The following is a 1,279-nucleotide window of genomic DNA, read 5'->3' on the forward strand; positions in this document are numbered from 1 at the left end:
CCTGGAACCCGACAGCCTCCCCGGCCTCCGAGTCCTCTCCGACGTGGCCACCCACCTGGCCGAACACCCCGGCGACAAGGACCTCCGCGGCCGAGTCCTGGCCCAGCTGGCCACTTTCGGCGGCAGCGCCTACGACCAGCCCACCTTCGACTCCGACGCCACCCTCCCCCTCAGCTACATGAGCGCCCCCGTCTTCGACGACAGCGGCCACGCCGTCATGGAACTCCAGATCGGCCCCCTCCGCCCCGACGTCACCCGCCAAGAACGCCGCCACTACCTCGCCGAACTCTCCGCCGCCGCCCGCCGCATCGGCGACGGCCTGGAATCCATCCCCTCCCGCACCCACCGATTGCCTTCCTGAACCCGCCGGGTCGTGATGGCGACCGCTGGTCCGGATCCCGGTCTACGGCGCCGGCAGCAGGTATCCGTTGCCGGTGCGAGACATCACGGTGTCGGGAACCAGGACGTCGCGGCCGCTCATCTTCAGCTGAAGCTTGTCCCCGTACCAGCGCACGGCGCGAACGAACTCCGCCCCGCCGACGCCGTCGTCCTTGGTGAAGATGTAGTAGCCGGACGGCGGTCCTTCGCTCGCATTGCCGTTCCCGGTACCGCTGCGACCGGTTCCCTGCCAACAGTGTCCGGTCGTGTGAGCACGCTGATTGATCTGTTCATCCGTGGAACCCGCCCGCACCTCGGTCATGCGGTCCCAGTCATCGGCCCAACCGGCGGAGCGGGTGATGTCGATCATCATCACCGGTTGGCTGTCGCGCCCGGCTCGCGCGAGCGCCGCATCGAAACGCCCGCCCGCCTCAGTCTGTTTCGTCGCTTCGACACTGAGCTGGTGAGTCACCGTGCACACCGGCTGCGAAGAACTCCGCGTCTCGCCCCCGCATGCCGTCGCCAAGGGAAGCACCACGGCCAGCAGAACTACCGTCATCGCCTTCACAGGATCACTTCACCCCCGGCAATGGAATCTCCGCGCCCGCAGGCGACGTGGTCCGCTCCGCTGGGATGTTGCTCCAGGCGATCTGCGGCGTTTGTCCGTTCCTGCCGTCGATGACCACCATCTATTGGAGTTCGCGGGTGGTGGCGATGAGGAAGGTGATGGTGTCGCGGACTTTGGCGTCGGTCATCTTCAGGGGGACCGAGCTGGTGGCGGCGATCTTGTCGTCGATCGCGATCATGCCTTCCCAGGTGCCGATGCGGGTGAGGAAGGAGTCGTCGGCGGAGCGCCAGACTTCTTCGTCGAAGCCGTCGAGGCGGTGGTAGCGGCCGCCCT

At 67.4% G+C, this 1,279-nt stretch carries 2 protein-coding genes and 1 pseudogene; 1 reads left to right on the forward strand and 2 read right to left on the reverse strand.

The window, feature by feature from the left end; all coding sequences use genetic code 11:
• Window positions 1-361: pseudogene (locus ACIRS4_RS37385) on the forward strand (hypothetical protein); the annotation flags it as partial.
• A gap of 42 nt (window positions 362-403) precedes the next feature.
• On the opposite strand, the gene ACIRS4_RS37390 reads toward ACIRS4_RS37385, so the two are convergent.
• Both ACIRS4_RS37390 and ACIRS4_RS37395 read right to left on the reverse strand, forming a co-directional pair.
• On the reverse strand, window positions 404-946 hold the full coding sequence (locus tag ACIRS4_RS37390; RefSeq protein WP_404204608.1) for a hypothetical protein: 543 nt from the start codon (window positions 944-946) through the stop codon (window positions 404-406).
• 121 nt (window positions 947-1,067) lie between these two features.
• Window positions 1,068-1,279 (reverse strand): hypothetical protein (locus tag ACIRS4_RS37395; protein WP_404204610.1); only part of this gene is annotated, 212 nt, incomplete at its 5' end.

The sequence above is a fragment of the Streptomyces sp. NPDC101166 genome, from assembly GCF_044768125.1.
Lineage (GTDB): Bacteria > Actinomycetota > Actinomycetes > Streptomycetales > Streptomycetaceae > Streptomyces.